Here is a 26,566-nt window from a genome sequence, read left to right on the forward strand (position 1 = left end):
CCAAGTCCTCTTCTTTCGAAGGGGGCTTTTTTTTGTTCCTGCTCTTCAACGCAGCAGGTTCGTCCTGTCTCCTGCGGGCTTAGCCAAGAGCCACTTCCCTTCCAGAACGTGTTTGCGCTCACGGCAGAACCAGAACGCAGCAGCTGGGAAGAATATCTGTGGTATTGAGGGGTGCCATCGGTCTACCGCGCCTACGAGTTCACACTGCCCACCGGTGGTGGCGCAAACAAAAGAAGACCCCTGCAATAGGGGTCCTCTCCTTTATGGTGCCGAGAACGGGACTTGAACCCGCACGCCTTGCGGCGACCGATTTTAAGTCGGTTGCGTCTACCATTCCGCCATCCCGGCGCATTCGCCCTTGCCAGGGCCTGCCCAGTATAGAGAAATCCCCGCCGGGTGGGGCGGGGATCTGTGGTGGAGGTGGGCGGAGTCGAACCGCCGTCCAAGAGTCCGTTCAGCGTGCGTCTACGTGTGTATCCCACTCTTTGATTGTCGGGTCTGCGCTCACCAGTGGGCGGGTTATCGCAGACCGTATCTCTGCTTATTTTCGCCGTCAGCTACAGAGCGTTGCCTGGGCTAGCCTTCTTTTGGTTCAGTTCGCGCGACGCCAAAGGCCGGGCTTCGCGGTCACTGTCTCACTTAAGCAGCGAGAGCGTAGTTCTGGTTGCCAGTTAATGGCTTTGCCGTAGTTTTACGAGGCCAACGGCACCTCGACACGCAACATCGCCTGCAGTTCCCCTGTCGAAACCGGGTCACCCCCAGCGGGCTGAATTTCTTCAGCTCAGACAGTGTAGCAGGTGCATCTGACGAAAAGTTGACCTGCCACACGTTGCCTGCGCCTTCTGACGCTGCTCAGAAGCGCCGGAATTGCCCATTAAAGTTGCGCCACTGTTTCTGACCAAAGGCATAGACCGGGTGGGTCCAGCGGCCAGCCACCACGCCTTCACGCAAGGCCGCCAGCAGTTGCTCGGGCGTCTGCACCGTTCGGAATGGGGCTTCCACCCAGGCCTCGCCAATGTCGCGCAGGGTGTGGGCGTCGCTGCCCGCGCAGACGGGTAGGTTCCGTTCACTGGCCCAGGCCTCGGCCACGCGGTTCCAGTGGTGGCGCGAAAGGCGGGAGTTGAAGACCTCCACGATATCCACCTGCTCCGCGATGCGCGCGGTGGCTTCGGGGCGCAGGCGATGGCGCTTAAGGGGATCGAAGCCGTGTTGCAGGAGCACCAGCCCACCCTGCGCTTTGATGGCCTGCACCGTCTCCTCGGGCGAGAGCTGCGGCGGAATGCGTTCTTGCAGGAACAGGCCAATCAGCTCGCCTTCACGGGTGGTGATTTCCTCACCGGCAATCACACTTAAGCGGTCATCCAGGCCCAGATCGCGCACGATGGCCTGCAGTTCGGGGCCGCCCCGGTACTGGTCGTGATCGGTCACCGCCAGGACGCGCGTGTTGGTGCGGAGCATCCAGCCGGGAATGTCGCGCAGCGGCGTTTTGCAGTCCGGGCTGACCTCGGTGTGGGTGTGCAGGTCCACGCGCATCACCTGCACGCCCCGGCGCCAGACGATGTTGTTCTGCATGGCCGAGGCGGGGCGGGGGGCCCAGCCCAGCGCGGCGCCCAGGCGGTCTTGCAGACTGTGGACTGCCGCGACTGGCCAGGGGCGGTGTAGGGGCGCCTGCCGGGGCGATTCGGGATGGGGCGGCGGCAGGGGTGGGCCGGGCGGCATCAGCCTTCTCCCTGTTGGGGCACCAGCACCTGAAGGGCGCCGGGCCACGCCTCAACCCGCACCACGCCAGCCGCGCCGGGCACGGGAGGGCGAACCTCGGCGTCAATGTGAAAGGCCTGCCCGCTGTAAGGAATGTCCACAACGGCTGCGCGGCTGCTCTCGACACTGGACAGGGCGTCGAACTCATCGCGGGCCAGGGCGGCGAGGTAGGCCAGCAGCCCTTCACGGCCCCCCGCATCAATGCGCACCACGTCCAGCTGGCCGTCGCCAGGATCGGCGTGGGTGGCCAGCCGCAGCCGGGGGCCGGTGGCGCGGGTGTTCATCACTTCCAGCAGCGCGAACGCTGTGGGGGGCGCGGTCTGCCCGTCCACCGTGAGGCTCAGGGGCGGCGGATCAAAGCTGGTGAGGGCGGTGGTCAGGGCCTGCACGGCGCGCAGGGGGCTTTTGCCGGACTCGGGGTCGTACTCGGCCAGAACATCGGCAAAGGCGCCGCAGCCGCAGGCTTCCAGAAACAGATCCTGGCCCCAGGGCGCCGTGACGCGGCCCAGGTCGAAGGGCTGCACCTGCGCCGCACCGTACGACGCCAGAATGTCCAGCGGCGCGCCCTGAATGCCCAGTGTCCGCGCCACGTTGTTGGCGGTGCCCATCGGCACGATGCCCAGCACCACGCCGGGGCGGCCCGCCAGTTGCAGGGCCACCGCGCGCACGGTGCCGTCACCACCCGCCACGAAGACGGGGCCCTGCGCCGTGGCCAGCGCTTCCTGCAACTCGTCCTCAGAGGTGGTGGCGCGGCACACAGGCTGGAACCCCAGGCCATGCAGCACACCCACCAGATCCTCGGGGGTGCAGTGGCCGCTGCCGCCCGCATTCGCGTTGTAAATCAGGGTGGCGTGGCCCCGGTCTGTCTGGGTGGGCGATGGGCCGGTGGCTGCTGTCATAGCGCCACTGTAGTCAGCCAGCTCAGCGGTTGCCTTGAGCAAATCGTGGGAGAAGGGGCGGGCAGGCGGTGCGAGTGGGCACATGAGGCAAAGTGTGGTTGGCCTGTGCCCTAAGCTGGGGCCCGCACTGGAGGCCCCCATGCAGCAGATCTTTGCCACCCCCAAAGATGACAAGAGTAATCCCTACTCGACGGTGAACGCGGCGCCCAAGGGACAGTTCTGCAAGCCTTACTCGTCACAGGAACTCCGCAATGGCACCATGCGCTTTGACTTGCTGAAAGCGAATGCGGGCCTGACGGTCGTTGGACTGAAGTTTGGGCGAGAAGTGGAAGCGCTCTGGCGCCAATACCTGAGAGGGGGGACAGGAAAACGCCTTGAAATCACCAAGGACAAGTACCCCACCGTGTACCAGTCCTTCGTCAATGCGAAGGCCAATGAGAGCGTGGCCTCTTTGATCTGTAGCAATATCGCTGTCCGGATGTCCCTGGGCGAAATTGCGAAGAAGGGTGGCGTCTTCGATATTCAGAAGCTGGTTCCTGCAGATGAACTGCGCGAGTTTGTCTCGATGCTGCGGTACAGCAAGAAGGACGGCGCAGCGGGCAATCTGGCAGGGAACTTCACCTCTGGCAGTGACTTTGGCAAGGACACACGCAGCGTCACCGGCAAAGCACACATCAAATTCCTGACGAATAAAAGCGTCCAGATTAAACTGGTCCTGAATATCACCGTCAATGACGCAATAGATCTCTGCCCCGGTCAACCTGGGGATAAGGATGAGCAGCTCCTGACGGTGCCCTTGAGCCGACTGGAGAAGTCAGGGATGGCCGGCGATATTGGGTTTTCAGTGTCCTACCCTTACACCTACACAGAGTTGAAAAAGCTGTGAAGCGGTGGGGCGCTTTGATCCTGCTCTCGGCCTGCGCGTCCACAGCCCCTCTAAAGGCCCAATGGATAGAAGAGGAGTTCGGAGGGACGCTGCAGAACGTGGATTGCCGGGGTCAAACTGAGGACAGTTACATTGTGTGCACGTTCGACAACACAACAAAATTCAGGGCCTTTCTTGCCACCAATGCTCGCACGAAGACGGTCAGTTTATTGAGTTTGGGCTACCGCAAGCCCCTTGCCCAGCTGACGGGGAAGGATAGAGGTGACTCCGCACATTTGAGGTACGGCTGTAAAGCCGATGATCTAGCGCAGGCGGGGCAAGACTGGGTCACTGTATACCCGACGATTGCCTTGTTGAGGCGGCATGCCAAGCCAGAGGCGGCGCCTCATTTTGAACTCCTGCTTGGCCAGAAACGCGGCTGCCTTCTGGCTTTGCCCAGAGAAGGGTAGGCTTGGTCGAATGCTCAGTCCCTGGTCGATTTTGGCTATTGTCCTGAATGCACAGCCGCATCCTGCCCCATAACCCGCAGGGTTGCAGGGCCTTCTGGGAAGCCTGTGCACCCGGCGGCGAGGCAGCTGATAACAGCAATGGCGCGCTGACCCAGAAGAGTAATGACTGACCCCGGCCCCGGTGCGTTGCCGGGGCTTCGCCATTGACCCCGCCCTAATCCAGCGTGTCCGGGTGTCGCGGCGCCGCGCGCTGCTGGCGCAGGGCCACCCAGTCTTCGTAGGCAAGCGCAGGCAGCAGCGTAAAGCTGCCCAGGACCAGCGACGCCGCCGCGCCCGGCAGCCGCGCCGCCGTCCGGCCTGTGAGGGCCAGATACAGGGCGCCCAGGGTGGACAGCGCCCCGATGTCCATGAACATCACCCGGGCGAAGGAACTGCGGCGCAGGGTCTGGCGCGTGCCCAGATCGCCGGAGCGGCGGCCCAGCACGGCGGTCAGCAGCACCATCAGCCACAGCCCCAGATACAGGCGCAGCCGGGCAGGGGAGGGCGAGCGGTACTCATCCAGAGGCATGGCCCAGCGTACCCCGGCGCGGTACGCTGAAGCACAGCCCATGATCATGTTCGCGCCGCTTTGTTCAGGAGGCCCGGTCTGAGCCTTCAGCGCCTCCCCGCCACCCTGATCTACAACCCACGGGCGGGCAGCAGCCACCGCGCGCCACCGGCCGCGCTGTGCCGCGCCCTGCACGACGCTGGATTTGCGGTCACGCTGCATGTCACCAGGCACACGGAGGAGCTGGGCACCCTGCTGGGCCAGACCAGCGGCACCATTTTTCTGGCCGGAGGCGACGGCACCCTGCGCACCGGGGCGCTGCACCTGCTGGGCCGCCGGGACGTCACCCTGGGCGTGCTGCCCATGGGCACGGCCAACAACGTGGCGCGCGCCCTGAACCTTTTCGGTGACCCCCTGGCGGTGGCCCAGCGCTTCGGGCAGGCCCGGCCGATGCCGTTCGATGTGGGCCGCATCCGGGGAAGCTGGGGTGAGGACCACTTTCTGGAAGCCTGCGGCTGTGGGCTGTTCGCCGACATTCTGGACGATTACGGGCCCCATCTGGCCAAGAGCCCGGTGCGCGCGCTGGGCTCGACCCTGGAAGCCTTTGCCATGCACCAGCCGCTGGGCCTGCATGTGACCGTGGACGGCCGCCCGCTGCCCAGCCCACCTGTGGCGGTGCTGGAGGTGATGAACACGCCCAGCACCGGCAATGGCTTGCACCTGGCCCCGGGGGCCCGGGTGGACGACGGCCTGCTGAATCTGGTGCGCGTGGACGGCCTGCGGCGCGCACCCATGCTCACCTATGCCCAGGCCATGCGCCGGGGCACCTTTCACCAGCTGCCCAGCGTGCATTCGGCGGTCGGGCGCCGCTTCGTGATTGCGGATCAGGGACAAGTGTGGCACCTCGACACCGAACTCCGCCGGAGCACAGCGCCCGGCGGAGTGGTGGAGGTCGAAGTGGTGGCCGGAGCGCTACAGGTGCTCAGTCCCGCACAGGGGTAGGCCAGGACCTTACCCGCACTTGCTGTAGCCGCAGGCCTGGCACTTCAGGCAGCCTTCCTCGCGGATCACGGCCTTTTCCTCGCACACCGGGCAGCGCTCGCGGGCCATGCTGTCCACGCTGACGCCCGTGGGGGCGCTGCTCACGGCCACCGCGTCGGTACTGCCACCGGCCAGGGGCGGCAGCTGCGCGGCTTCCAGGTCCTTCTGGAAGGTTTCCAGCGCCACGGCGATCAGGTCCGCCTTGCTGCCCACCAGGCGCCCGTTGTAGCTGCCGTACAGGCCGCCGTTGATGCCGCGCAGGGTCTTGATGATCGCCTGGGCCGGCACCCCATGTTGCAGGGCAATGGACACCACGCGGCCCAGCGCCTCGCTGTCGGCATTGGCCTCGTCGCCCGCGCGGCCGGAAATCACCATCACTTCCACCGGCTTGCCGTTCAGCTGGTTCACCGTCACCAGGAACGAGCGGCGGTGCCCGCTGGTGGGGTCGGTCAGTTTGACCATGTCGGTGATGCCGCTGAGGCGCGTGGGGCGCTCGTACTGGGGCTTGCTGGGCGTCACGGGTTTCACCACCTGGGCAGGTGCGGCGGGCTGGGGCGTGGGGGCGGCGGCAGCGGGCACGGGCGTCTCGCCCTGCTCGCCCATCACTTCAGCGGCGGCCTGGGCGGGCTGCTCGGCCGTGTCCTTTTTCTTCTTGCTGGTGGACAGCACCTGGAACTGCCGCGAGCCGTCGCGGTACACCGTGATGCCCTTGCAGCCGGTCCGGTAGGCTTCGCTGTAGGCGTCCTGCACGTCCTGCACGGTGGCCTCGTTGGGCAGGTTGATGGTCTTGGACAGGCTGTTGGCGGCGTGGCCTTCGGCGTCAAAGGCGCGCTGCACGGCGCCCTGCATCCGCACATGGTCCACGGGCTTGATGTCGTGGGCGCACACAAACACCTGCTGCAAGGCTTCGGGGATGAAGGGCAGGCCCACCACCGAGCCGTGGTTCTCGCTGACGGCTTCGGTGACCTTGTCCCAGTCCCACTTACCGTCTTTGCTCATGCCCTGGGGGGCCGGGTAGGTTTCGAGCAGTTCCACGAACAGCGGGGCCAGCAGGGCGCGGTACTCGCTGCCGATCTTGCGCCAGATGAACGGGCTGAAGATGGGCTCAATGCCGCTGCTCACGCCCATCAGCATGGAGGTGGTGCCGGTGGGGGCCACGGTCAGCACCGCCACGTTGCGCCGGGGGGCATGGGGAATCTGGCCCTCGTGGCGGGTGTAGACGGGGTAGATGCCGCGTTCCTGGCCCAGGCGCTCGCTCTCGGCCACCGCTTCCTCGCGCAGCACGCTCATGATTTCAAAAATGGTGTCGCGTCCGGCTTCGCTGTCGTAGCGCAGACCCAGCTTGATCAGGGCGTCGGCCAGCCCCATGACGCCCAGGCCCAGGCGGCGCAGGTCCTGGCTGGCCACGCGGTTGTCTTCCAGCGCAAACACGTTCACGTCCAGCACGTCGTCCAGGAAGCGCACGCAGGTGCGCACGTCCTCACGGAAGCTGGGGTAATCGAACGCGCTGCCCTTCACGTAGGCGGCGAGGTTGATGGCGCCCAGGTCGCAGGGCTCGCCCACGGTGAGGGGAATTTCGCCGCAGTTGTGGGCCACAATGCCATTGGCATCGAAGGCGTGAACCTGGTCCACGGTCACGTCGTACACCGCTTCTTCGCCGCTGGGCAGGATGCTCACGATTTCGTCGCTGAAGCGCTCGCGGTTGAGTTCGCGGGCGTAGCCGCTCAGTGCCTCTTCAAGTCGCGCTGACTTGCGTTCATCCCGGAACCCGATCCGCTCGGCGTACCCACGCAGGTTGCTGCCGCTAATGATCAGTTCGTGCTGGGCGCGCACGGGGTACTCTGACTGTCTACCCTGACCGTCGGGCAGCACGCGGGTACCGGCAGGGCGTCGTTCAGGGGCCAGCGTGCTCAGAATGCCCAGGCGGGCCAGCATGCGCTGGGCACGCTGAAGCAAGGGCAGGTCAGATTGGGCCAGCCGAACGCTGACGCCTTTGCGCTGATCGCCCTGCACGCTGCCGTCGGCGTCGAACAGGCCCTGCAGCACCCCACGGTAGAAATCGTAGCCACCCTGCTCCATCCGGTCGGTCAGGGTCTTGTGGCCGTGGGTGACACCGTATTTGGCGGCCAATTCGGCCAGGGCCTCGCTGCTCAGACGCACCCGCGCCCGCGCCTCATCGTCACTGCGCCAGAGCTTTTTCACCGCGCCCATCTGCCCAAGCTGCTCGTACGCGGCGTCAGCCAGCGCGTGGCGCGTGTCGCCCCAGAAGCCCAGAGCGGCCATGGGGCGCGCCCTGTCGGTCAGGAACGTGCCGTCACCAATCAGGCTGCCCAGCAGCCAGCCTTCGGTGCGGTTGCCCGCGCCCGCCCAGGGCGTGATCTCGGTGTGATCACTGAGCATGATGCGGTCGCCGGGCTTCAAGGTGCCCGCCTCCACCCACGCCGTGTCCTGCATGTCGCGCGTCTGCCGGACCACCTTGAGCAGCTGGTGGTTGTCGGTCAGGCGCAGCTGGTAGCCCCGGCGCGTGGTGACCGTTAGGACCGGCTTGATGCCGGTGAGCCAGAAGCCCCCACGCGCGCTGTAGGACTGGCCATTGACTACGGCGCAGAAATCTTTTCCGACCAGGTTCCGAACCTGCCGGGCCCCCATAGCCGTGCTGACCCAGGTATCGGCGGTGACACAAGGGTTCGTGCTGCGAATCTGGTAGCGCTCGCCCAGGTCCTTCAGCGCGCTGTATTCATTGATCCGGTCCACGAAAATCAGGCCGGGTTCACCGGTGCTCCAGGCGTGCTGGGCAATCTGGTCCCACAGCCAGCGCGCGGGCACCCCCGTCTGGCCTTTTTTCAGCGTGTAGACCGGCACGCCCTGGGCGTCGTCCTCGGCGCGTACGGGTAGCTCGGGCCACTCGCCCTTGAAAGGCCCGGTCTGCGGCGCAAGGTAATACTTGCCCGGCACCTCCTGCGCCTGCACGGGCCACACGCCGCCCTGTTGCAGGGTGTCCCAGAAGGCAGTGCCCACCAGAATGGAGATGTTGAAGGTCGAGATATCGCCTTCTGCGGCCTCGCGGTCCAGGTCCTTGGCGGTCAGGAAATCCAGCACGTCCGGGTGGCCGATGGAGATGGTGGCCATGCCCGCGCCGCGCCGCGTGCCGCCCTGGCGCACCACACGCAGCACGGGGGCGTACACGAAGCGCAGGGTGTTAATAGGCCCGCTGCCCTCGCCGCCCCGGTTGGCCCACTCCAGAAAGTTGTCAAAGATTTCCAGCAGGAAGCTGACCGGCCCGCTGCTGGTGCCGCCCGAACCCTTGATGGGCGCGCCCTCGGGCCGCATGGCGCTCAGGTCAATACGGGGTTCCAGGCCCAGCTTGGCGTCGTCGGCCACCTTGCGCGCGGCGTCAATGATGCCGCCCATGTCGTCGGGCACGGTCTGCACGCCCTCGGGCAGCGCGGAAACCACCGCCACGCCGTTGGCGCGCGCCAGGGCCACCACCTCGGGCCGGATGACCTGCCCGTACACCACGCGGGTCCAGTTGCGCACGGCCACGGGCTGCTTGTCGCCGTCGGGCTGGGTGGGGGGGCGCATCAGGCCCTCAATAAAGTCCACGACGTCCGCGTGCGCGGCGCTCATGTAAGCCCAGCCGCGCACGCCGGCGTCGGGGCGGCTGCCTGCGGCGCGGGGGGTGTACACGTCCAGGTTCACGCCGTTGCCGCCGCCCACCTTGGTCACCAGGGCCAGCTTCTTGGCCACTTCCATCACGCCTTCAAAGCTGCTGGGCGCATGCTCGGTGGCGCCCTGCACGAAGCAGTTCAGCACGTTGCCGTGGGATGTGCCCGCGCCGGCCAGCACACGGCCCCCGGGGCAGAACTTCTTCTCGGCCATCAGGTCAAAGTACTTCTGGGCCCAGTGCGCCCGTGCGTCCGGCGCCTCGGCGCCCGCCACCCAGCTGGCAATGCGGTGAAACATCCCGCCCAGGTCGCCGTCGCCGGGCTGCAGATACTGCCGCTTGGCAATGTGATGGGCGTTCTCGTCAAAGTTGGTCAGGGCAGGGGCAGCGGGGGTGGTCATAGGGCTCCTTGCGGAAGAAGACAGCCACAATAAGAAACGCACCGCTCCTTTCGAGCCGTGAGTCACCGTCTTCATCCAGATTGGGGGCTGCTGTCGGGCAACCTGTTCTTCGATGGCTGACTGTACCACCGCCCTGAGAGGCGTACAAGCACTTGTACGTTTGGCCCAAATGAGGTACTAGATACAGCGTCTACGGTCCGCCCTGGGTGCAAAAGGCGTTTCAGCACGTTTGGATGGGCTTTCTTGACTCTCCCCTCAATGCCGCTCGGGTTTGGCCTCTCGCTCCATCAGCTGGGCCAGACCCTCCTGCGGGGTCCATTCGCCCCGGGTCACCTTGGCCACGGCCCGGACAATCGGCAGGTCGTGGCCGTGGGCGGTGGCCCAGGCGTCCAGCAGACCGGCGGTGCGCAGGCCCTCCACCACCTTGCCGCCCTGCCCCGGATGCTCGCCGCGCGCCATCGCCTCGCCCGCCGCGCGGTTGCGGCTGTGGCGACTGGTGGCCGTGGCAACCAGATCACCCAGGCCGCTCAGGCCATACACCGTGTCCTCGTGGGCGCCTTCGGCCTTCAGGTAGCGGCCCATCTCGCGCAGCCCCCGGGTGATGATCGCGGCCTTGGCGTTGTCGCCCAGGTTCAGGCCATCGGCCAGCCCGGCCGCCACGGCCATGACGTTTTTCAGCACGCCACCCAGCTCCACGCCCGTTTCGTCCTCGCTGGTGTACACCCGCAGGGCGGGGGTCATCAGGGCCGCCTGCACTGTACGGGCAAAGCCGGTGTCGCGGCTGGCCACCACCGTGGCCGCTGGCAGCCCGCGCCCCACCTCCTCGGCGTGGTTGGGGCCGCTGAGCACCGCCACCCGCAGAAAGCCCAGTTCGCGGGCCAGATGGGTCAGCTGGCTGCCGTCGGGCGCGAGGCCCTTGGCACACAGCACCACGCCCAGCGACCGGGGCAGCACCGCCAGCAGGTCCGGCACCCCCACGCTGGGCACCACGACCAGCGCAAAGGCGGCGTCGCCCAGCGCCTCGCCCAGATGGGCCGTGACTTCCAGGTGCGCCGGTAGGGTGACGCCCGGGAGATACTCGGCGTTCACCCGCTCCTGACGCAGTCGCCCGGCAAAATCGGCGCGGCGGGCCCACAGGGTTACAGGGCCGTTGCGGGCCGCATTGACCGCCAAAGCGGTGCCCCAGCCACCCGCCCCCAGCACCGGCAGCGCGCTCATGGCTGGGCCTCCGGCGCCCAGGCAAAGACCCAGACGCGGGGCGTCTCGGGCGTGGGCGGCGCGTAATCGGGGTATTCCACAATGTCCCAGCGCTCGAAGCCGGCCCCAGCCAGCAGGGGTTCCAGGTCCGCCGGATCGTAGCCGCGTTCCTGGTGCACCTCGATGAATTCCTCGCCCTCCACCCGGCACAGCGCCTGCACCACGCCCAAGCCTGCCTCATCATCAAAGTGATGCGACCAGTGGTAGTGCACCTCGCCGCCCCCGGGGAGTGGGGCCAGCCCCTCGATGGCGCCGCCGTCCCACAGGTCCTGCACGCCCAGGCGCGTGTTCACGTCGAAAGCCAGGAGCCCGCCGGGCCGCAGATGGGCCCGCGCCCGGCGCAGCGCGGCCCCCAGGTCGGCGGGGGTCAGCAGATTGTTCAGGCTGTCGAACACGCACGTCACCAGATCGAAGGTCTGCCCCAGGTTAAAGGTGCGCAGATCGCCCGGAACGAACGTCAGGTCCGGCAGGCGGCGGCGGGCCTCGGCCAGCATGTCGCGGCTGGCGTCCAGGCCCGTGACCTGCCAGCCCGCCTGCTGAAGCTCATGGGTAAAGCCGCCGGTGCCGCACGCGAGGTCCAGTGCCCGCCCTGTCGTGTTCAGGCCGCCGTCGCGCGCATAGGTCAGCACGAAGTCGGCCCAGTGGTCGTATTCCACGTCCGCCATGATCGCGTCGTAGACGGCGGCGAGCGCGGTAAAGGGCGGCTGCTGCATGAATGGAAGTATAAGCCCCGCCCCTGCCAGGGTTTCTGCGCCCCCAGTGGGGCCACAACTACTCTCCTGGAACCTACGGGTCGCCCGGCGTGAACCGGGCGTGAGCCAAGCGGCAAGGGAAGGGCGGTGGTGCCGTGTCCTGTGCTCGCCTACGGTAAACAGGTCAACTCAACTTTTCCCCGGAGGACACCCATGAAGCACCTGCTGATCGCTGCCGCCCTTGGTACCCTCACCCTTAGCGCCTGCACCCTGGCGGGCAACCCCATCAAGAAAGATGTGACCGGCCAGCTGCGCGGCTTTAACGCCAACCAGAACCTGGGTCTGGCCATCGTGGGCTTTAACAATGGCCAGTACACGGCCGACGGCACCCAGAGCCAGGTCATTGACAAGTTCCTGACGGGGGGCTTTGCCCTGGACCTGCCCACCAATCTGCCCTACGGCACCTACCGGGTGATCGTGTTCCGCGACGCGAACAACAACAACCGCTACGACGCGGGCGACACGGTCCTCAGCGCTGACAATGGCAAACGGCTGGTATATGCCCAGCGCGACAACCAGTTTGTGGGCGGCACCAAGGCAGGCTGGAACCTGGTCAACCCCAACGGTAACGTCCAGACCACACTGCTGAACAATTACGACCTCAACGCGCTGTAAAGGGGACGACAAGGGAGAGGGAGGCATACTTGGCCTCCCTCTTTTCAGGTCTGGATCAATTCTTGAAGGTGCTGCTGCCGGCGCTGCAATTCCGCTTCGGGGATGACGGCTTTACCAGCGGCAATCTCCAGGTTCCCCAGGGGCACCCAACTCACGCACCCCAGCATTTCTGGGGTTTCGGGGACGTCGAGGGGCGGGGTTAGGGGTCGAATGCGCAGGAGCAGCGCGTGGACCCAGGGGCGATTGCGGTAATGAAAACGCCGCTCAATGGCCGCCGCCGTCAGAGCCTGAAGGGGCTCCAGCCGCAACGCCGTGTCCAGCGACTCGATCTTGTGAACCGCCACCACCTCGGCCAATGCGGGCAGATGGATAGTGCCGGGCTGGGGATCATCGCGCAGAAGCGGCTGATACTGCGCCTGCAACTCGGCCGCATTCTGGTGCAGGAAGGTGGGGTAAAGGAGAAACGAACGGTGCTCCACCTCAAAGCCGTCATGCGTTTCCATAACGCCGCCCTTGCGGATGAGCAGCGAGAGGCGGCCTTGGGTGAGCAACTGGGTCTGGGTGTCCCATTCTTTGAGGGCGGGACGTGTCATGTCGGTATTCTAGTTTGCCGGTCGACACGTGGGCCAGCTTTCACAAGGGCAACCCCCAAGATAAACCAGGCCAGAGGGGCAAAGCGGACAATCTCAGGCCACGTTGTCAAATATACGCCGTATGAAATGAGAGTGGCACTCAGTCCCAATACGTCCGCCATGTTTCTCGATACACCTGTAAAAATAATCAAGAAGAATAGAAGTGCGGCTGGAACTCCGAAGGTTAGCGCATAATCTAAAAATTCATTGTGTACTTTACTAATAGGGAAGAATAATCTTTCCCGCTCCCCTGTCGCATACTGAACGATTAAACTGGGGGCTTCTTCTGGCGGACTTTGGACTCGGCTTATCGCGGTCACGGCTGACTCCTTGTCTTTGGGAACAAGAGCGGCAGCGACAACCGGTGTGGCCTGGGTGGACAGGACCCGCCAGAGAGCAGGGGGGGCCCAGCCTTCCAGAGGTTTTTTATGTATGCCGTGCATAGCAAGCGACCACAGGGCTTGCCGCCCACTGCTGTCAGTGAAGCCTTGACTCCCCTCGCTGCCGTAGACAGAGAGGGTTCTGCCCTCCATTGGTCCGAAAACGGCGCTCGCAGTGAACAGGAGTGCGCCAAGAGCGAGAGGATAAGCCACGGCTCGGCGACGTGTCCCACTGTCAAGGAGAAGCAGCCATGTCAGGCCGATTCCACCAGCCAACCACGCCCCCCGTGTCCATGAGCCGAGCCAACCCCAGCAGAGGAGCGTCAGCGCTGCCTGCCCCCAGCGTTGTTGAGGCGTGGGCAGGTGAGGAATAACCCAAGCCACCAAAGGAATAAGTAACGCCAGGGCTCCGCCCATGTAACCACGGTTCCCCAACGTGCCTCCGGCAGGTGTAGCCAGGACACCCCCGAAGGCCCCTTCGCCGGGAACCCCCATAAGATTCCATTGCTGCAAAATATTTGTTAGGGCGAGTAAAGCGCCGCCAACAGCAAGCCCATAGGCCAGCGTTTTGCTTGCGCCGACCTTCCCCTTCTGTCTTGCCCAGAGAAAACCAGCTGTGGCGATCACAATATAAGTGAGGTGCATTGCCACGCCGTCCGCCCGACCTGGTGCACCCACCCACATGAGCTTATTTGGATGGAAAATGAACCCACCCAGGAGGAGCCAACCCCCCAGCGCCATCAATGGCCATACTGAACGCCACGCTATAAGCTGCCGCCGCTCAATGATCATCAGAAGAGCGATAGGCAGAGTGACGGTATAAATCCAGAGAAGCTTGGGAGTGAGGTAGACGTCATCAAATGAAATTGCCACTGCTGGATTGATGAGCAGTGGCAATACACAGAGTGCGAAGATAAGGAGGTAAGGGGTTCTGGAGGAAGCGTTGGTGGTAACGTCAGAGCTCACGGAAAGTTTATACCCCCAGCACCTGTATTCGAGAAAGGCGTCGAACCTGGGACGTTGGCACTCACCAGGGTTGGTGTCGCCGTAATAACCGCTGAACCGCGAATGTCCCAAACGTCGAATGTATATGTTGAGGCGAGCGTCGCACTGGCAGCTCTGTCTTTGACAAAGATATTAGGATTGCGACAGCTCTTATCGAGATTAAGCAAAAAATCGCTCAACAGGGTGGCGTTACTTGAGAGGTTGACATAGGTCTTATAGTCAACCATCGAAATAGCCTGTGCAGTCTGCAAGCTCTTGGCACACATCCTTGCTCCTGTGTCATATGACCTTTTTTGAGCTGTAAGGAGGTTGGGCAGCATGATGCTTGCCAGCGTGCCTATAATGGCAATTGACAGCAACAGTTCGATCAAGGTAAAGCCGTAGGCTGGCATCTGTTTCATGGTTGCGTAAAGGGGCCACTCCGTACTGGCGTGGCCCCGTATGTTGAGAAGAGGATTAGCTGGGGGCGTTGCCGCCGCCCGTCAGGTTGCTCGGGGTGACGGTGAAGGTCTTGGAGCCGCGGATATCGCCAACAGTGATCACGTAGGTCGCGTTGGAGCCGCTGGGCGCCGTGGTGGTGGCGATGCGGATGTTCTGGTCCGAGCAGTTGGAAGCCAGGTCTGTCGCGGTGGGCAGGGTCGCGCCGCTGGGGAGGCTGCCAGCGGTAATCGTGGGCGCAGCAGTGCCGCTCTTGGCAATGGAGAAGTAGCCCTGGTTGTCGATCTGGGCCGTGGCCTGGGCCGTCTGAATGCTCTTGGCGCAGGACTGAGCCGAGGTGTCGTACGCACGCTTCTGGGCACCCAGCAGGTTGGGGATCAGCACGGCGGCCAGGATGCCGATGATGGCGATAACGATCAGCAGCTCGATCAGGGTGAAGCCTTGGGTCGTGTTCTTCATGGTAACTCCTGGGTGCGGCGGGCCGGTTAAGGGATAAATGGGCCAGACCTCGCCTGCGTATGGCTAGCCGGTGTTCGGGTGTCTCCCGTCCTGGCTTGGTCTGAAGTGTACGGGGGCCGTTCTCACAGGAGTCTTACCGGATTGCAAGCCAGTAAACGTTTCGACCTTGAAGTGTAACGCGAGCAAAAGACGTGTCCGAGCGAAGATTTTGCTTTTAAACCAGCAGTCAGACTTTGTAAGACTTGGGGCCTCTGCCTGCGGGTGGTATGCTGGCGGGCAGTTCAGCCGAGCGGCCCCGCTGCCCGGCGAATGGGCGTGCTCTCCAGGCCGCCCCTGATTTCATCAAGAACATGGACATGCGCGCAGGTCGCAGAGGTGCCCCCTCTGTCCGGCGGCGTGCGTGGGCCAGAGGAGAGGCTTTTGGAACTCACGCCGCGCGTTCCGCCGCACAGCAACGACGCTGAAATCAGCGTGCTGGGCAGCATTTTGCTGGACAACGATACCCTGGGGCAACTGGGGGACACGGTCACGCCCGAGATGTTCTACCGCGAGGCCCACCGCAAGATCTTTACCGCCATGCGCACGCTGCAGGAGCGCGGCGAACCGGTAGACCTCGTGACCCTCAGCGAGGATCTGCGCGTCAAGGGGCAGCTGGACGAGGTGGGGGGGCTGACCTATCTGATTGGCCTGTCGGATCAGGTGCCCACGGCGGCGTACGCCGAGCACTACGCCCGTATCGTGCAGGAGAAACACACGCTGCGGGCCCTGATCAGCGCCTCGGGCAAGGCGATGCAGCTGGCCTACGAAGCGCAGCTGCCCTTGGAAGACCTGCTGGACCGCGCCGAGAAGATGATCTTCGAGGTGGCCGAGCAGAAGAAAAAGGGCGAAGCCTTTCAGGCCATGAACGAGGTGGTGACCGAAACCTTCGAGTACATCACCCTGCTGCACCAGAACAAGGGTATTCCCGACGGCGTCAGCAGCGGTTTTCGTGACCTGGACGAGCAGATTTCAGGGCTACAAAAGGGGAGCTTAAATGTGCTGGCGGCCCGGCCCAGCATGGGAAAGACCGCGTTTGCCCTCTCCATTGCCCAGAACGTGGCGCTGCGTGGGGAAAAAGCCGTGGCGGTCTTCAGTCTGGAAATGCCCGCTGTGCAGTTGGCCCTGCGCATGCTGTGCAGCGAGGCGCGGGTGGACATGAACCGCATCCGCTCCGGACAGCTCAATGAGCGCGATTTCGAGCGGCTGGCCCACGCCGCTGGCCGGCTGGCCGACGCCCCCATGATCATTGACGACGAGCCAGACCTTACCCTGAACAACCTGCGCAGCAAGTTGCGGCGCATTGCCGCGCAGCATGGGCAACTGGGGCTGGTGGTCATTGACTACCTGCAGCTGATGTCCGGCAGCAAAAGTTCGGGCGGCAGCGACAACCGCCAGCAGGAGATCAGCACCATCTCGCGCGGCCTCAAAGGGCTGGCCCGTGAAATGGAGGTGCCGGTGATCGTGCTCTCGCAGCTCTCGCGCGCTGTGGAGCAGCGGCCCAACCACCGCCCCATGCTCTCGGACCTGCGTGAGTCGGGGGCCATTGAGCAGGACGCCGACATCGTGATGTTCATCTACCGCGACGAGTACTACAACAAAGAAACCGACCAGCAGGGTATCGCCGAGATCATCATTGGCAAGCAGCGCAACGGCCCGGTGGGCACGGTGCGGCTGCAGTTTCACAGCGCCCACGTGCGCTTCAACGATCTGGCCCCGGAGGGCGTGTGATGCCCGAAGATCAGAACAAGGCGGCAGGTGCGGCGGGGCAGCGGCGGCGGCGGCGGCGCCGGGGGGCGCCTCAGCAGGCCCGGCCCGGGCAGGTCACGACCACCACAGCGGTGCCCGTCCCAGCGGCCCCCAGCAAGCGAGGCCAGAAACGCCCCCTGGCCGAGCCCCGCATTGGGGTGGGCTGCATTGTCCTGCGCGGCGACGAGATTCTGCTGGTGCGTGAGCGGGGCCGCTGGTCGCTGCCCAAGGGCGGCCTGGAAGCCGGCGAGCTGGTGCAAGACGGCGCCCGCCGCGAAACCTTCGAGGAAACGGGGCTGGTGGTCGAACTGCGCGACCTTGCCTTCATCGTGGAATTCCAGGCCGTGACCTGGGGGCACCACCTGCAGTTCTTCTACACGGGGCGCGAGGTGGGCGGCAAGCTGGAACCCCGCGATCCGGACCGCGACGTGCAGGAGGCGCGCTTCGTGCCCATCCGGCAGCTGCGCGAGTTCATTCGCTTCCGGCCGCGGCTGGTGGCCCTGGAAACGTGGCTGCGCGAGCGCCGGCCCCGGCACTTTGTCTTTAATCTGGACAAGGAACCAGCGATGCTGCGCAAGCGCCGCCGGGTGGGCGAGCCTCCTTCACCGGGCGCGGCGGTCCAGGAACCCGAACTCAACGGCGAGCCGGATTTGTAACGGGGGTCGCTGGAAGCTGGGAGCCAGCCCTGACGTGCCGTGGCTGGCTCTCCTGGCCTATGGCGCTCAGGGGGGAGCAGTGCCCTGCGTTCGGGTGCGCAGTGAATGCCACACAGCAGCACCCAGTAGGCGCGGAACCGACCAACTGCCGCGCCTTTCTGTTTCTCCCCCAATCTGCTAATATCAGAATATGAAGCGTCTGTTACGCAAAGAGGCCGATCCACTGCCTGCCAGCGGACGCGGCTACCAGCATGTCTGCCCGCGCTGTGGGCAGGCCATGACCCTGCACGATCTGCGCGACGGAGATCAGGCCTACTGGTGTCATCCCTGTGGGGTGGGCCACCGCGCCAGCGACCCGCCGCCCAGTGCGCTGCGCCCACTGCCCCAGGCGGGTTAAGGCCCCCGCAGCGCCGGACGCGGGGACACGGGGCCGCGCGCACCTCCGCTATGCTGAAGGCCATGACTTTGTTTTCCACCTCTGCAGCGCCCGGCACCTCTGGTTCGCTGGAGGACCTGCTGGCGGGGCAGGTGATCGCGGTGACCGGCGCCGACCAGGGCTACGGCCGCGTGGTGAGTGCGGCGCTCGCCCGTGCGCGCGCCAGCGTGGTCTTGATCGGCAACAATAGCGAAACGCTGGCGGTGGTGGCCAGCCAGCTGGAGCACGCGGGCGGGCACGCCATTCCCATCAAGGCCGATGTGGGCGTGCCCCTGGACTGGCTCAGCGCGCAGACCCGCATTCTGGACATTTACGGCGCGCTGCACGGCATTGTGCATCTGGCCGACAAGCGCGCGCATACCGAGTTCACCATGTTGGGCGAAAGCGAGTGGATGGACCTCTTTAACTGCAACGTAAAGAGCAGCGTGGCCATCGCCCAGATTTTGCGCCGCCGCCTGCCCGACACCTGGCTGACCATCATCGGGCCGCACCTGGACGAGCGCGGGCTGCAGGTTCATCCGCAGCGCGGCGCCCTGCGGGGGCTGGTGGAGCAGGCCCACAGCGAGGACCTGCGCCTGAATCTGTTGCTGCCGGCGCGGGCCAGCAGCGGCGAGGAACCGTTAGACCGCCCGCTGGCGGCGGCGGTGCTGGCCCTGGCCAGTCCTGACCTGCGGCACCTGCGCAGCAATGTGCTGGACGTGCCGCTGCCTGAGGTGCCCCGGGTGCGGCCCGAGGGGCGGTAACGCCGTGCGCTGTCCCTACTGCTCGGCCCCCGACAGCAAGGTGGTCAATTCGCGCCCCAGCGACGACGGCGCCAGTATTCGCCGCCGCCGCGAGTGCCTGAACTGCGCGCGGCGCTTTACGACCTATGAGCGCGCGCAGCTTGAGCCCCTGATGGTGGTCAAGCGCAGCGGGCCAAGAGAAGCCTTTAACCCCGACAAGCTGCTGCGCGGTCTGGTGCTGGCCAGCGAAAAGCGCCCGGTGGACAGTGACGCCCTGCGCGCCTTTGCCTACGGCTTTGAGGATGAGGTGCAGGCCGCCGAGATCCGCAGCGAGGAGATTGGCCGCCGCGCCATGACCTTCCTGCGCCCCCTCGACGACGTGGCGTACATCCGCTTTGCCAGCGTGTACCGCGATTTCGACTCGCTGGAGCGGTTTATCGAAGAGATCCGGGGCCTGAAAGACGAGGGGGAGGCGGAGGGGTAAATGCCGCTGGCGTCGGGCCGACCAGGCGCAGCGGGATGGCCTGACGCCGGTTTCTGCGCCGGCATACGGATTTCGGATGATCCGTTCCAGCCCCTGCGCGTCGCTTCGGTGCCTCCAGGCCTCTCCGTCACCGTTTTTCCTTCTCTGCGGTGCCGCTTTGCGCGTCCCTCCGGTCGGATTCATCCGTTATCCCATAACGGATGAGCCGGAATCCTTATCAGTGGTGCCCAGCAGTCAAGGCGACGGCTGGCCGGGACGATCTACGTGCGGCTGGGGCCCCCAGCGGCGGCTGGGCGGGGCACAGCGGGTGTTTCGTTGGCCGGGGTGTGGCCGCGCACGCCGTTGAGGTACTCGCGGATCTGGGCAAAGTCGGCTTCGAGATTGCCGGTGGGGGTCACGTACCCCACGATCCCCACGCGCCGGCGGCCCCAGTCCAGCACCGTCACGGCAATCGGCACCTTCGCTTCCAGCGCCATGTAGTAAAAGCCCGTCTTCCAGTAGTCGCCGCGGCTGCGGGTGCCCTCGGGGGCGATGGCGAGCATGATTTCCTCTTCGCGCTCAATAATGCCCACCACCGCGTCCACAAAGTTGCCGCCCGAACGGCGCCGGTCCAGGGCGAGGCCGCCCACCGCGCGCATGAACACGCCCACCGGAAAGAAAAACAGTTCCCGCTTGGCCACAAAGCGCGCCGGGGCGCGGGTGGCCCAGGTCCAGAAGATGCCGGGCCAGAAATCGGCGTTGTGGGTGTGCGGCGCCACGGCCCCCACACACTTCAGGCCGGGTGGGGGCGCCAGCACGGCTTCCCAGCCCGCAAGGCGCAGCGCCCACACTGCAAGGCGTGAACCGAAAGTGGGTTGCCGTCCAGGCCACAGAGGAGACATGGCCCTGAAGTATAGGCAGGTGCGCTGACAGGACTCTTGAGGCTGGGACGCGGTTCATCTGGAGGCCGCAAGGCATGACGACGCGGCGAAACAGAGTAGGAAAAAGAAAAACGCCCGTTCACAGGTGAACGGGCGCGGCTGTGACCTGTGGGTGCTGTTTGGGTGTGCGGCTAGGCGTTCCGCCCCTACCGACCGTGCCGGGTCAGGCGCCAGAGGGTCACCGCGTTGCTGAGCAGCAGCAGCAGGCACAGCCCGGCCATCGGCCACTGCGCGGTCTGCACGAAACGGAAGGTCAGCAGGGCCCAGCCAATGACCAGGGCCGTAACCAGCCACACCCGCCACGCGGGCGCGTTCATCGGGTTAACCTCATGAGCACAGGGTAGCGCGCCGGCTGCAGGCCAGGCGTCCCGGGGGTTACAGAATGCGCTGGCCCAGCAGGCTGGCGGCCATGCCCACCATCACCTCGGCCGTCTGGTTGTGGGCGTCCAGAATGGGGTTGACCTCCACAATGTCCATGCTGGTCACGCGCCCGGATTCCGAGAGCAGTTCCATCAGCAGGTGCCCCTCGCGGTAAGTCAGGCCGCCGGGCACGGGCGTGCCCACCCCCGGGCACACGGCGGGGTCCAGGGCGTCGGCGTCAAAGGACACATGCAGGCCCTGCACGCCGCTCAGGCGCTCCAGGGTTTCCTCGTGAATGCGGGTGATGCCCAGCTGGTCCACGTCTTTCATGGTGTAGGCCTTGATGCCGGCCTCGCGCAGCAGCTCGCGCTCGTGGGGGTCCACGCTGCGAATGCCGATCATCACGATGTCTTCGGGGCGCATGTGCCAGCCGCCGCCCAGGCCGGTCAGGCGGGTGTCGCCCAGGCCGGTCAGGTGGGCCACGGGCATGCCGTGAATGTTGCCGCTGGGGCTGCTGTCGGGGGTGTTGTAGTCGGTGTGGGCGTCCACCCAGATCAGGCCCAGGCGACCGCCGCCCGGGGCCAGCCGCAGGGCGTTGCCGGTCACGGTGCCCATGCTGACGCTGTGGTCCCCGCCGATGGTCAGCGGAAAGACGTCTGGCCCCAGGGCCGCCACGCGCTCGGCAGCGGCGGCGCAGGCCTCCTGAATGGGGGTCAGGAACACCAGCCCGCCCTCAATCAGCTTGTCCACCGATTCGGGCAGCGCCACCCCCACGTCGCCCAAGTCCGTCACCGTGTGCCCCAGCGCCCGCAGCGCCCCGGCCAGATGCGCGTTGCGCAGCGCCGATGGCCCCATGTCCACACCGCGCCGCCCCGCGCCCAGATCCATCGGAATGCCCAGCAATGCCACGTTCATGCTGCCCAGCCTAAGCGCTGCTCTGCGCTATGCCTTGCGGGTGCAACTTTATGGGCGCCCCAGTGGCCCCAGCACGCGGGCTTGTTCCACTGGGGCTGAATATTCATGCCAGCGGGCGGGCCCAGAGGTGCAGCGGACCGTCGTCGGGGTCGGTGGCTTCGCCCGTCACGGCAAAGCCCAGTTTCTGCAGCACCCGGGCGCTGGCAGGGTTGGTCAGGGCGGTCTGGGCTGTGACGGTCTGCACGCCCTGGTCGGCCAGCCACGCCAGCAGCAGCCCGGCGGCCTCGGTGGCGTAGCCCTGCCCCCACACCGCCGGGCTCAGGCCGTAGCCAATCTCGACCTCTGGGGCCAGCGGCCCCTTGATGCCCAGCTGGCCGATGGCCTGCGCCTGGGCGCGGTGGACGGCCACAAACGAGCCTGGCCAGGTGGGCTGGTCCTGGGGCCAGTGGGCCAGCTTGTGGGGAAAGAGGGGCAGCAGGTCCCCCGGCCACTCGGCCGGCACCTGCACGGGGCGCTCGCCACCGGGCAGCGGCAAACGGAGATCAAAGGGAGCGCCCTGAAGTCGCTGCTCCACGAGCGCGCGGCTCAGGGGCAGCAGGTCCAGGCGGGGACCAGACAGCAGGGCCATGCCCCCACCCTAGCGTGGCCGGCAGCGGTGGGGGTGGCCCCACGCGCTAGACTGGGCGCTCAGTTTTTTGCTGTTTCCCGGGCACCCGTGCCCCAGCCTGCCATGACCCAAGCCCCCCCGCCCCCCACCCCCGCGCCCCGGCTGGGCAAGCGGCTGATGCTGCTGGCCGATCAGGTGCATCCCTTCGTGTACCGCGACGCCTTTCCGCAGGGCGTGCCGGCGGTGGATGCGGTGCTGGCGGCGGGCGACCTGCCCGGCTACTACCTGGAGTTTCTGGCGACTAAGCTCACCGTGCCCGTGATTTACGTGCACGGCAACCACGCCAACGAGTATGTGAACGAGGGCGAGGGCCGCGTGGCCCCGCGCGGCGTGATCAGCGCCCACGGCCGGGTGGTGGACGAGGCGGGCCTGCGGGTGGCGGGCTGGGGCGGAGTGCCGCGCTACCGGCAGGACGGCGAAGGCCAGTACAGCGCCGCGCAGGCCCGCTGGGGGCTGGGGCGTCTGGCATGGCAGGCCCGCCGGGGGGTGGACGTGCTGCTGACCCACGCGCCGCCCACCGGGCCCCACGCCGGAGCCGACCACGCCCACCGGGGCTGCGAGGCCATCACGACCTTTATGGCGCGGCGGCGCCCGGCGGTGGTGGTGCACGGCCACATCCACGAGTACGAAGGTCGCAAGCTGGAATACACCGATCCCGTCAGCGGCGCGCGCGTGCTGAACGCCTACGGCTACCGGGTGGTCGAGGTTTAAAGGCAGAGGATGAAGGGGCGTGGGCGTCGCTGGAGTGGGGCTTAGAAAGGGCGAGGACACCAAGCGAACTGGCGCGGGCCGTCCTTGAACGGCAAGGCAGAAGGCCAGTCATCGGTTCGCTGACCCTGACTCTGTGTGAACCCTGTTCACCCTGCGCCTCCCTCTCAGAGGGACCCGGTAGGAGTGCCTCCCTGGCCCGCCTGACCTGCGCCATTTCGCTTAAGGTCTGCTGTAGAAGCGGCACATGCAGCGCCGCCCAGGTCCGCCCATACTTGCGTCGGTCTGGTGAGGCTGCCTCCTCCTGCGGGGGCAGAGACCAAGAGGGAGACGCCCACCTCTTCACCAACGGGCGCGCGAGCGGGCCACGGCCACAGCGGGGGTTCAAGTCCCTCCACCCGCCACACTTCAGCTTCCTTCCACCCGGCGCCCGAGCCCTGCCCTCGGCGCCGGGTGTCTGTTGGGGGGCTAGCATGCCCCCGTGTCCGAGCCCTGTCCCCCCACCAACGCCGCGCGCCTGCGGGCCTTTCATGTGGCTCTGGGCGAACCGGCGCTGACCCGGCCCACCGTGCCCTCGCCCGCCCTGCTGGCGCTGCGCCGCACCCTGATCGCCGAGGAAGCAGCCGAGGTGCAGGCCGAGTGGGCGGCATTGGAAACGCGCCTGCAAGCTGGGGAGACGCTGGCTCCCGGCGACCTGAGCGCCCTGGCCCACGAATTGGCCGACCTGCTGTACGTGACCTACGGCGCCCTGGACCGTCTGGGCATTGATGCCGACGCGGTGTTCGCCGAGGTGCACCGCGCCAACATGGCCAAGCTGGCCGGGCCCCGCCGCGCCGACGGCAAATTGCTCAAGCCGCCGGGCTGGCAGCCCGCCAATGTGCGCCGGGTGCTGGAGGCGCAGGCAGAGGCAGCAGGGGAGAGGCGCTGAGCCCTGGGCGAGTTCAGCAACATAGGCCACCGCCCACCGCCTGGTGCTGCTTTTGCCTCGGCGGTGGGCGGTGATGTCTCAGGCTGGGCGCTGGTTCACAGCGGCGGCCAGTTCTTCTTTGGGCCCAGAAGCAGCCCTTTCATGCCGTGAGTGCCGATGTTTTTACAGCGCCCCACTTCACTCTAGGTTCTGCGTTCAGAACGGGGTTTCTTCTTCAGCGCGGGCAGGGGCGGGACGGGCGGCCGGGGGGGCCGGGCGCGGCGCGGCGGGGCGGGCGCTCTGGGGCGCTGCCTGGCCGGGGGCGCGACCGCCGGGCGTGGCGTAACGTTCCTGGCGCTTGCCGCCCCGGAAGATCGCCAGCGTCACGTATTCAAACTCGCCGTCGGACTTCTCGCGGACGTGCTCGGGGTCGGTGCTCTTGGCGCCGCGCGAATACTTCACGGCGGCGGGCAGCTTCATCTTGCGGCTGTCCACGGCCTCCAGCTCGCGGCGGCGGTAGGCGTGCCCCTTGTGGATGATCAGCTCCTCGCCTTCGGGGCTGGTCCACTTGCGCGCGCCGAGGAGGCTCCAGTCGAAATCGGGCTCGTTGTCCAGCGGGAACTGGTAGCCCCCGGTGGGTACTTCGCCGCTGGTCCAGCCCAGGCGGCCATACTGGCGCTGAACGTCCAGCAGTTTGTCGGCATTTTCAACGTCAACGGTGACCCGGGCGCCCAGATCGGTGGTGAATTCAATGTGCAGCATGCTGCCTCCTTATGTAAATAACATAACACAGAATGGGTGTTCTGGCTAGCGGACATCACCCCTCGGCGCGCCGGGTCAGCACGTAAAAGGCGCGCTCACCGTCCCGGGCGAGGTCGGTGACTTCGTAGCCCTCGGCCAGGGCGGTGCCCAGGGCGTTGCGCAGGGCCAGCCGCCACGCCAGCCGCGTGGCAGGGGAGAGATGCTCGGGATGGGTAGGCACTTCCGCCAGGCGCACTGGGGCGCCAGGGGCCCGGCGGACCGGGCCCGGCGTTTCGCCCTGGGCCTCCAGCACCCGTTCCCCATTCGGTAAAGGGGCGGGCCGGGCGGGGAGGGGTTGGGTCAGGTCCCACTCCACCAACAGACGGTCAGCGGGAAAGGCGCGCGCGCGGTCGGCCTCCAGCGCGTACCAGTCGGGCAGATAGGTGCGGGCACGCGCACCCAGCTTGCCCAGATTCAGGCGGGCGTTGCGGGCCACCAGGGGATCGAAGGTCCAGGTCATGCGCCGCAGCCCCTGGGCCAGCACCCGCTCGCGCTGGGCATGCTTGAGGGCCAGCGCCAGCCCACTGCCCCGGCAGGCCGGGTCCAGGGCCAGCAGGTGCGAGTGGTGCCACACCTCGCCCTGGCACAAGGCCGGAAAGCCAAAGGCGAGGCCCACGGGGCGCTCGGGCTCGGCTTCGGGGTAAGCCCCCAGCACCACGCCCCCACTCACGGCGCTGATGCGAAACAGGGTGCCGGGAGTCACTTCGCGGTCGGTGTAGCCCCAGGCGGCCACCTGCACCTCTTCCAGGGCGCGAAAGGCCCAGGGGTCGGTGACCTCCTGCACCACGTACCCCGGCGGCACAGGCACCATCAGGCGCGCCGCTCCTCGTGCAGCTCGGCCACGCGCGCAAGGAACTCGCGGTTGAGGGTCACGCCAGTTCCGGGGCCGGCCGGGACCGGCATCAGGCCGTCCTCGGCTTCCAGGGGCTCGTGAATCACGTCGGTGGCCCAGTACCGGCTGGCACTGCTGGTGTCGCCGGGCAGGGTGAAGTTCGGCAGTGTGGAGAGGTGGATGTTGTGCGCGCGGCCCACGCCGCTTTCCAGCATTCCGCCGCACCACACGGGCGCTCCGAACGCCTGCGCCACATCGTGCACGCGCCGGGCCTCGGCGTGGCCGCCCACCCGGGCCACCTTGATATTGATCACCCCGCCCGCCCCCAGCGCCAGCCCCTTGCGGGCGTCCTGGGCGCTGGTCACGCTTTCGTCCAGGCACAGGGGCGTGGCCAGACGGCGCTGCAACTCGGCGTGGTCCACCAGATCGTCCCAGGCCAGCGGCTGCTCGATATACGTCAGGTCAAAGCTATCCAGGGCCCGCAGGCGCGCGGTGTCGGCCAGGGTGTAGGCGCTGTTGGCGTCCACCGTCAGGCGGATATGGGGAAAGGCCTCGCGGGTGGCCTGTACCGGCTGCACGTCCCAGCCGGGCTTGATCTTCAGCTTGATACGGCGGTAGCCCTGGTCCACATGGCGGCGCACCATCTCCACGGTGGCCGCCTCGTCCGGCTGAATGCCCAGGCTCACGCCCACCTCCACCTGGGTCTTGCGCCCGCCCAGCAGGGTGCCCAGCGGCACGTTCAGCGTGCGGGCCCACAGGTCCCAGGCGGCCATCTCCACCATGGCCCGCGCCATGCGGTTGCCGCGAAAGGCACCCAGCGCGTCATTCACCGCTTCGGGGTTGGCGAAGGTGCGGCCCAGCACGCGCGGCAAAAAGACCTCGCGCAGCAGGTGCAGGGCGCCGGCCACGGTTTCTTCGCGGTACATGGGCGCAAATTCCATGGTGCCCTCGGCCACGCCTTCCAGACCTTCGCCGCGCAGGGCCAGCAGGGGCACCAGTTTTTCGGTCTGTACCCCAAAGCTGGTTTCGAACCGGAACTTCAGGGGCAAGCGCACCACCCACAGTTCTGCCGCCTCAATTCTGAACATGCCCCAGTATGCCGGTCGGCCAGCCGAAAAGCTCGTGCAGGACGCGCCAGACTGGGCCTCAAGAAAGCAGCAGGGCACAGGGGTTGACAGATCTCGCAGGCC

27 protein-coding genes, 1 tRNA gene and 1 other RNA gene are annotated in these 26,566 nt (G+C 66.3%); 10 read left to right on the forward strand and 19 right to left on the reverse strand.

Annotation, left to right across the window (positions count from 1 at the left end):
- Positions 1–264: 264 nt before the first annotated feature.
- The 4 genes from K7W41_RS22270 to K7W41_RS22285 all read right to left on the reverse strand — a co-directional run bounded on the left by K7W41_RS22270 (position 265) and on the right by K7W41_RS22285 (position 2,657).
- Positions 265–348: transfer RNA gene (locus K7W41_RS22270), tRNA-Leu, on the reverse strand.
- A gap of 64 nt (positions 349–412) precedes the next feature.
- Positions 413–760: a transfer-messenger RNA gene (ssrA, locus tag K7W41_RS22275) on the reverse strand.
- A gap of 92 nt (positions 761–852) precedes the next feature.
- Positions 853–1,572 (reverse strand): PHP-associated domain-containing protein, encoded by a 720-nt coding sequence (locus tag K7W41_RS22280; RefSeq protein ID WP_224612707.1) that lies wholly within the window; start codon positions 1,570–1,572, stop codon positions 853–855.
- A gap of 146 nt (positions 1,573–1,718) precedes the next feature.
- Positions 1,719–2,657, reverse strand: coding sequence for a diacylglycerol/lipid kinase family protein (locus K7W41_RS22285; protein ID WP_224612647.1), 939 nt, complete (start codon positions 2,655–2,657; stop codon positions 1,719–1,721).
- A 139-nt stretch (positions 2,658–2,796) separates the two neighbouring features.
- Here K7W41_RS22285 and K7W41_RS22290 point away from each other — a divergent pair, with 139 nt between their 5' ends.
- Positions 2,797–3,543: a hypothetical protein gene (locus K7W41_RS22290; protein WP_224612649.1), complete on the forward strand. Its 747-nt coding sequence runs from the start codon at positions 2,797–2,799 to the stop codon at positions 3,541–3,543.
- A 663-nt stretch (positions 3,544–4,206) separates the two neighbouring features.
- On the opposite strand, the gene K7W41_RS22295 is transcribed toward K7W41_RS22290, so the two are convergent.
- Entirely contained in the window at positions 4,207–4,560 is a 354-nt protein-coding gene (locus K7W41_RS22295) for a hypothetical protein (RefSeq protein ID WP_224612654.1), read from the reverse strand.
- A 60-nt stretch (positions 4,561–4,620) separates the two neighbouring features.
- Here K7W41_RS22295 and K7W41_RS22300 point away from each other — a divergent pair, with 60 nt between their 5' ends.
- The gene (locus K7W41_RS22300; protein WP_224612656.1) at positions 4,621–5,541 is read left to right on the forward strand and encodes a diacylglycerol/lipid kinase family protein; all 921 of its coding nucleotides are present in this window, start codon (positions 4,621–4,623) and stop codon (positions 5,539–5,541) included.
- 9 nt (positions 5,542–5,550) lie between these two features.
- Here the strand turns inward: K7W41_RS22300 and K7W41_RS22305 are convergent, their stop codons facing one another.
- The 3 genes from K7W41_RS22305 to K7W41_RS22315 form a co-directional block, all read right to left on the reverse strand.
- Positions 5,551–9,645 carry an LAGLIDADG family homing endonuclease gene (locus K7W41_RS22305; protein ID WP_224612658.1) on the reverse strand — a complete coding sequence of 1,365 codons (4,095 nt, stop codon included), beginning with the start codon at positions 9,643–9,645 and terminating at the stop codon, positions 5,551–5,553.
- 255 nt (positions 9,646–9,900) lie between these two features.
- Complete coding sequence (locus tag K7W41_RS22310; RefSeq protein WP_224612660.1) at positions 9,901–10,863, reverse strand: NAD(P)H-dependent glycerol-3-phosphate dehydrogenase; 963 nt, start codon at positions 10,861–10,863, stop codon at positions 9,901–9,903.
- Positions 10,860–11,615, reverse strand: a complete 756-nt coding sequence (locus tag K7W41_RS22315; RefSeq protein WP_224612661.1) for a class I SAM-dependent DNA methyltransferase — start codon at positions 11,613–11,615, stop codon at positions 10,860–10,862. The genes K7W41_RS22310 and K7W41_RS22315 overlap by 4 nt, the downstream gene beginning before the upstream one ends.
- Before the next feature lie 192 nt (positions 11,616–11,807).
- Here K7W41_RS22315 and K7W41_RS22320 point away from each other — a divergent pair, with 192 nt between their 5' ends.
- The gene (locus K7W41_RS22320) at positions 11,808–12,269 is read left to right on the forward strand and encodes a hypothetical protein (RefSeq protein WP_224612663.1); all 462 of its coding nucleotides are present in this window, start codon (positions 11,808–11,810) and stop codon (positions 12,267–12,269) included.
- A gap of 44 nt (positions 12,270–12,313) precedes the next feature.
- Here the strand turns inward: K7W41_RS22320 and K7W41_RS22325 are convergent, their stop codons facing one another.
- From K7W41_RS22325 to K7W41_RS22340, 4 genes are read right to left on the reverse strand one after another with little or no spacing between them, the layout of a single operon-like run.
- Positions 12,314–12,862, reverse strand: coding sequence for a DUF1802 family protein (locus tag K7W41_RS22325; RefSeq protein WP_224612665.1), 549 nt, complete (start codon positions 12,860–12,862; stop codon positions 12,314–12,316).
- On the reverse strand, positions 12,859–14,247 hold the full coding sequence (locus tag K7W41_RS22330; protein WP_224612667.1) for an O-antigen ligase family protein: 1,389 nt from the start codon (positions 14,245–14,247) through the stop codon (positions 12,859–12,861). Before K7W41_RS22330 ends, K7W41_RS22325 begins: the two co-directional genes overlap by 4 nt.
- Positions 14,244–14,687, reverse strand: a complete 444-nt coding sequence (locus tag K7W41_RS22335) for a type II secretion system protein (RefSeq protein ID WP_224612669.1) — start codon at positions 14,685–14,687, stop codon at positions 14,244–14,246. Before K7W41_RS22335 ends, K7W41_RS22330 begins: the two co-directional genes overlap by 4 nt.
- A gap of 55 nt (positions 14,688–14,742) precedes the next feature.
- Positions 14,743–15,183, reverse strand: a complete 441-nt coding sequence (locus tag K7W41_RS22340; protein WP_224612671.1) for a type IV pilin protein — start codon at positions 15,181–15,183, stop codon at positions 14,743–14,745.
- Positions 15,184–15,603: 420 nt separating this feature from the next.
- Between K7W41_RS22340 and dnaB the strand changes: the two genes are divergently transcribed.
- The 5 genes from dnaB (at position 15,604) to nrdR (ending at position 19,266) form a co-directional block, all read left to right on the forward strand.
- Positions 15,604–16,950, forward strand: a complete 1,347-nt coding sequence (gene dnaB, locus K7W41_RS22345) for a replicative DNA helicase (RefSeq protein ID WP_221091469.1) — start codon at positions 15,604–15,606, stop codon at positions 16,948–16,950.
- Entirely contained in the window at positions 16,950–17,624 is a 675-nt protein-coding gene (locus K7W41_RS22350) for an NUDIX hydrolase (protein WP_224612683.1), read from the forward strand. The genes dnaB and K7W41_RS22350 overlap by 1 nt, the downstream gene beginning before the upstream one ends.
- Positions 17,625–17,814: 190 nt before the next feature.
- Positions 17,815–18,021, forward strand: a complete 207-nt coding sequence (locus K7W41_RS22355; protein WP_224612685.1) for a hypothetical protein — start codon at positions 17,815–17,817, stop codon at positions 18,019–18,021.
- A gap of 62 nt (positions 18,022–18,083) precedes the next feature.
- Positions 18,084–18,803, forward strand: a complete 720-nt coding sequence (locus tag K7W41_RS22360; protein WP_224612687.1) for an SDR family NAD(P)-dependent oxidoreductase — start codon at positions 18,084–18,086, stop codon at positions 18,801–18,803.
- A gap of 4 nt (positions 18,804–18,807) precedes the next feature.
- The gene (gene nrdR, locus K7W41_RS22365) at positions 18,808–19,266 is read left to right on the forward strand and encodes a transcriptional regulator NrdR (RefSeq protein WP_224612689.1); all 459 of its coding nucleotides are present in this window, start codon (positions 18,808–18,810) and stop codon (positions 19,264–19,266) included.
- A 260-nt stretch (positions 19,267–19,526) separates the two neighbouring features.
- Here the strand turns inward: nrdR and K7W41_RS22370 are convergent, their stop codons facing one another.
- From K7W41_RS22370 to K7W41_RS22385, 4 genes are all read right to left on the reverse strand, one after another.
- The gene (locus tag K7W41_RS22370; protein WP_224612691.1) at positions 19,527–20,147 is read right to left on the reverse strand and encodes a 1-acyl-sn-glycerol-3-phosphate acyltransferase; all 621 of its coding nucleotides are present in this window, start codon (positions 20,145–20,147) and stop codon (positions 19,527–19,529) included.
- Between the two features lie 185 nt (positions 20,148–20,332).
- Positions 20,333–20,503, reverse strand: a complete 171-nt coding sequence (locus K7W41_RS22375; RefSeq protein ID WP_224612693.1) for a hypothetical protein — start codon at positions 20,501–20,503, stop codon at positions 20,333–20,335.
- Between the two features lie 58 nt (positions 20,504–20,561).
- Positions 20,562–21,461 carry an arginase gene (gene rocF, locus K7W41_RS22380; RefSeq protein ID WP_224612694.1) on the reverse strand — a complete coding sequence of 300 codons (900 nt, stop codon included), beginning with the start codon at positions 21,459–21,461 and terminating at the stop codon, positions 20,562–20,564.
- Between the two features lie 103 nt (positions 21,462–21,564).
- Positions 21,565–22,089: a GNAT family N-acetyltransferase gene (locus K7W41_RS22385; RefSeq protein ID WP_224612696.1), complete on the reverse strand. Its 525-nt coding sequence runs from the start codon at positions 22,087–22,089 to the stop codon at positions 21,565–21,567.
- Positions 22,090–22,191: 102 nt separating this feature from the next.
- On the opposite strand from K7W41_RS22385, the gene K7W41_RS22390 reads away from it, so the two are divergent.
- Both K7W41_RS22390 and K7W41_RS22395 read left to right on the forward strand, forming a co-directional pair.
- Positions 22,192–22,839 (forward strand): metallophosphoesterase family protein, encoded by a 648-nt coding sequence (locus K7W41_RS22390; RefSeq protein ID WP_224612698.1) that lies wholly within the window; start codon positions 22,192–22,194, stop codon positions 22,837–22,839.
- 478 nt (positions 22,840–23,317) lie between these two features.
- A complete protein-coding gene (locus K7W41_RS22395; RefSeq protein WP_224612700.1) occupies positions 23,318–23,764 on the forward strand; it encodes a pyrophosphohydrolase domain-containing protein in 447 nt (148 codons plus the stop codon).
- Positions 23,765–23,959: 195 nt separating this feature from the next.
- Here the strand turns inward: K7W41_RS22395 and K7W41_RS22400 are convergent, their stop codons facing one another.
- Genes K7W41_RS22400 through menC form a run of 3 tightly spaced genes read right to left on the reverse strand, consistent with a single transcriptional unit; the run spans position 23,960 to position 26,464 of the window.
- Positions 23,960–24,505, reverse strand: a complete 546-nt coding sequence (locus tag K7W41_RS22400) for a single-stranded DNA-binding protein (protein WP_224612701.1) — start codon at positions 24,503–24,505, stop codon at positions 23,960–23,962.
- Positions 24,506–24,560: 55 nt separating this feature from the next.
- The gene (locus K7W41_RS22405; RefSeq protein ID WP_224612703.1) at positions 24,561–25,355 is read right to left on the reverse strand and encodes an acyl-CoA acyltransferase; all 795 of its coding nucleotides are present in this window, start codon (positions 25,353–25,355) and stop codon (positions 24,561–24,563) included.
- The gene (menC, locus tag K7W41_RS22410) at positions 25,355–26,464 is read right to left on the reverse strand and encodes an o-succinylbenzoate synthase (protein ID WP_224612705.1); all 1,110 of its coding nucleotides are present in this window, start codon (positions 26,462–26,464) and stop codon (positions 25,355–25,357) included. Before menC ends, K7W41_RS22405 begins: the two co-directional genes overlap by 1 nt.
- Between the last annotated feature and the right edge of the window lie 102 nt (positions 26,465–26,566).

It is taken from the genome of Deinococcus multiflagellatus, assembly GCF_020166415.1.
GTDB classification, from domain to species: domain Bacteria; phylum Deinococcota; class Deinococci; order Deinococcales; family Deinococcaceae; genus Deinococcus; species Deinococcus multiflagellatus.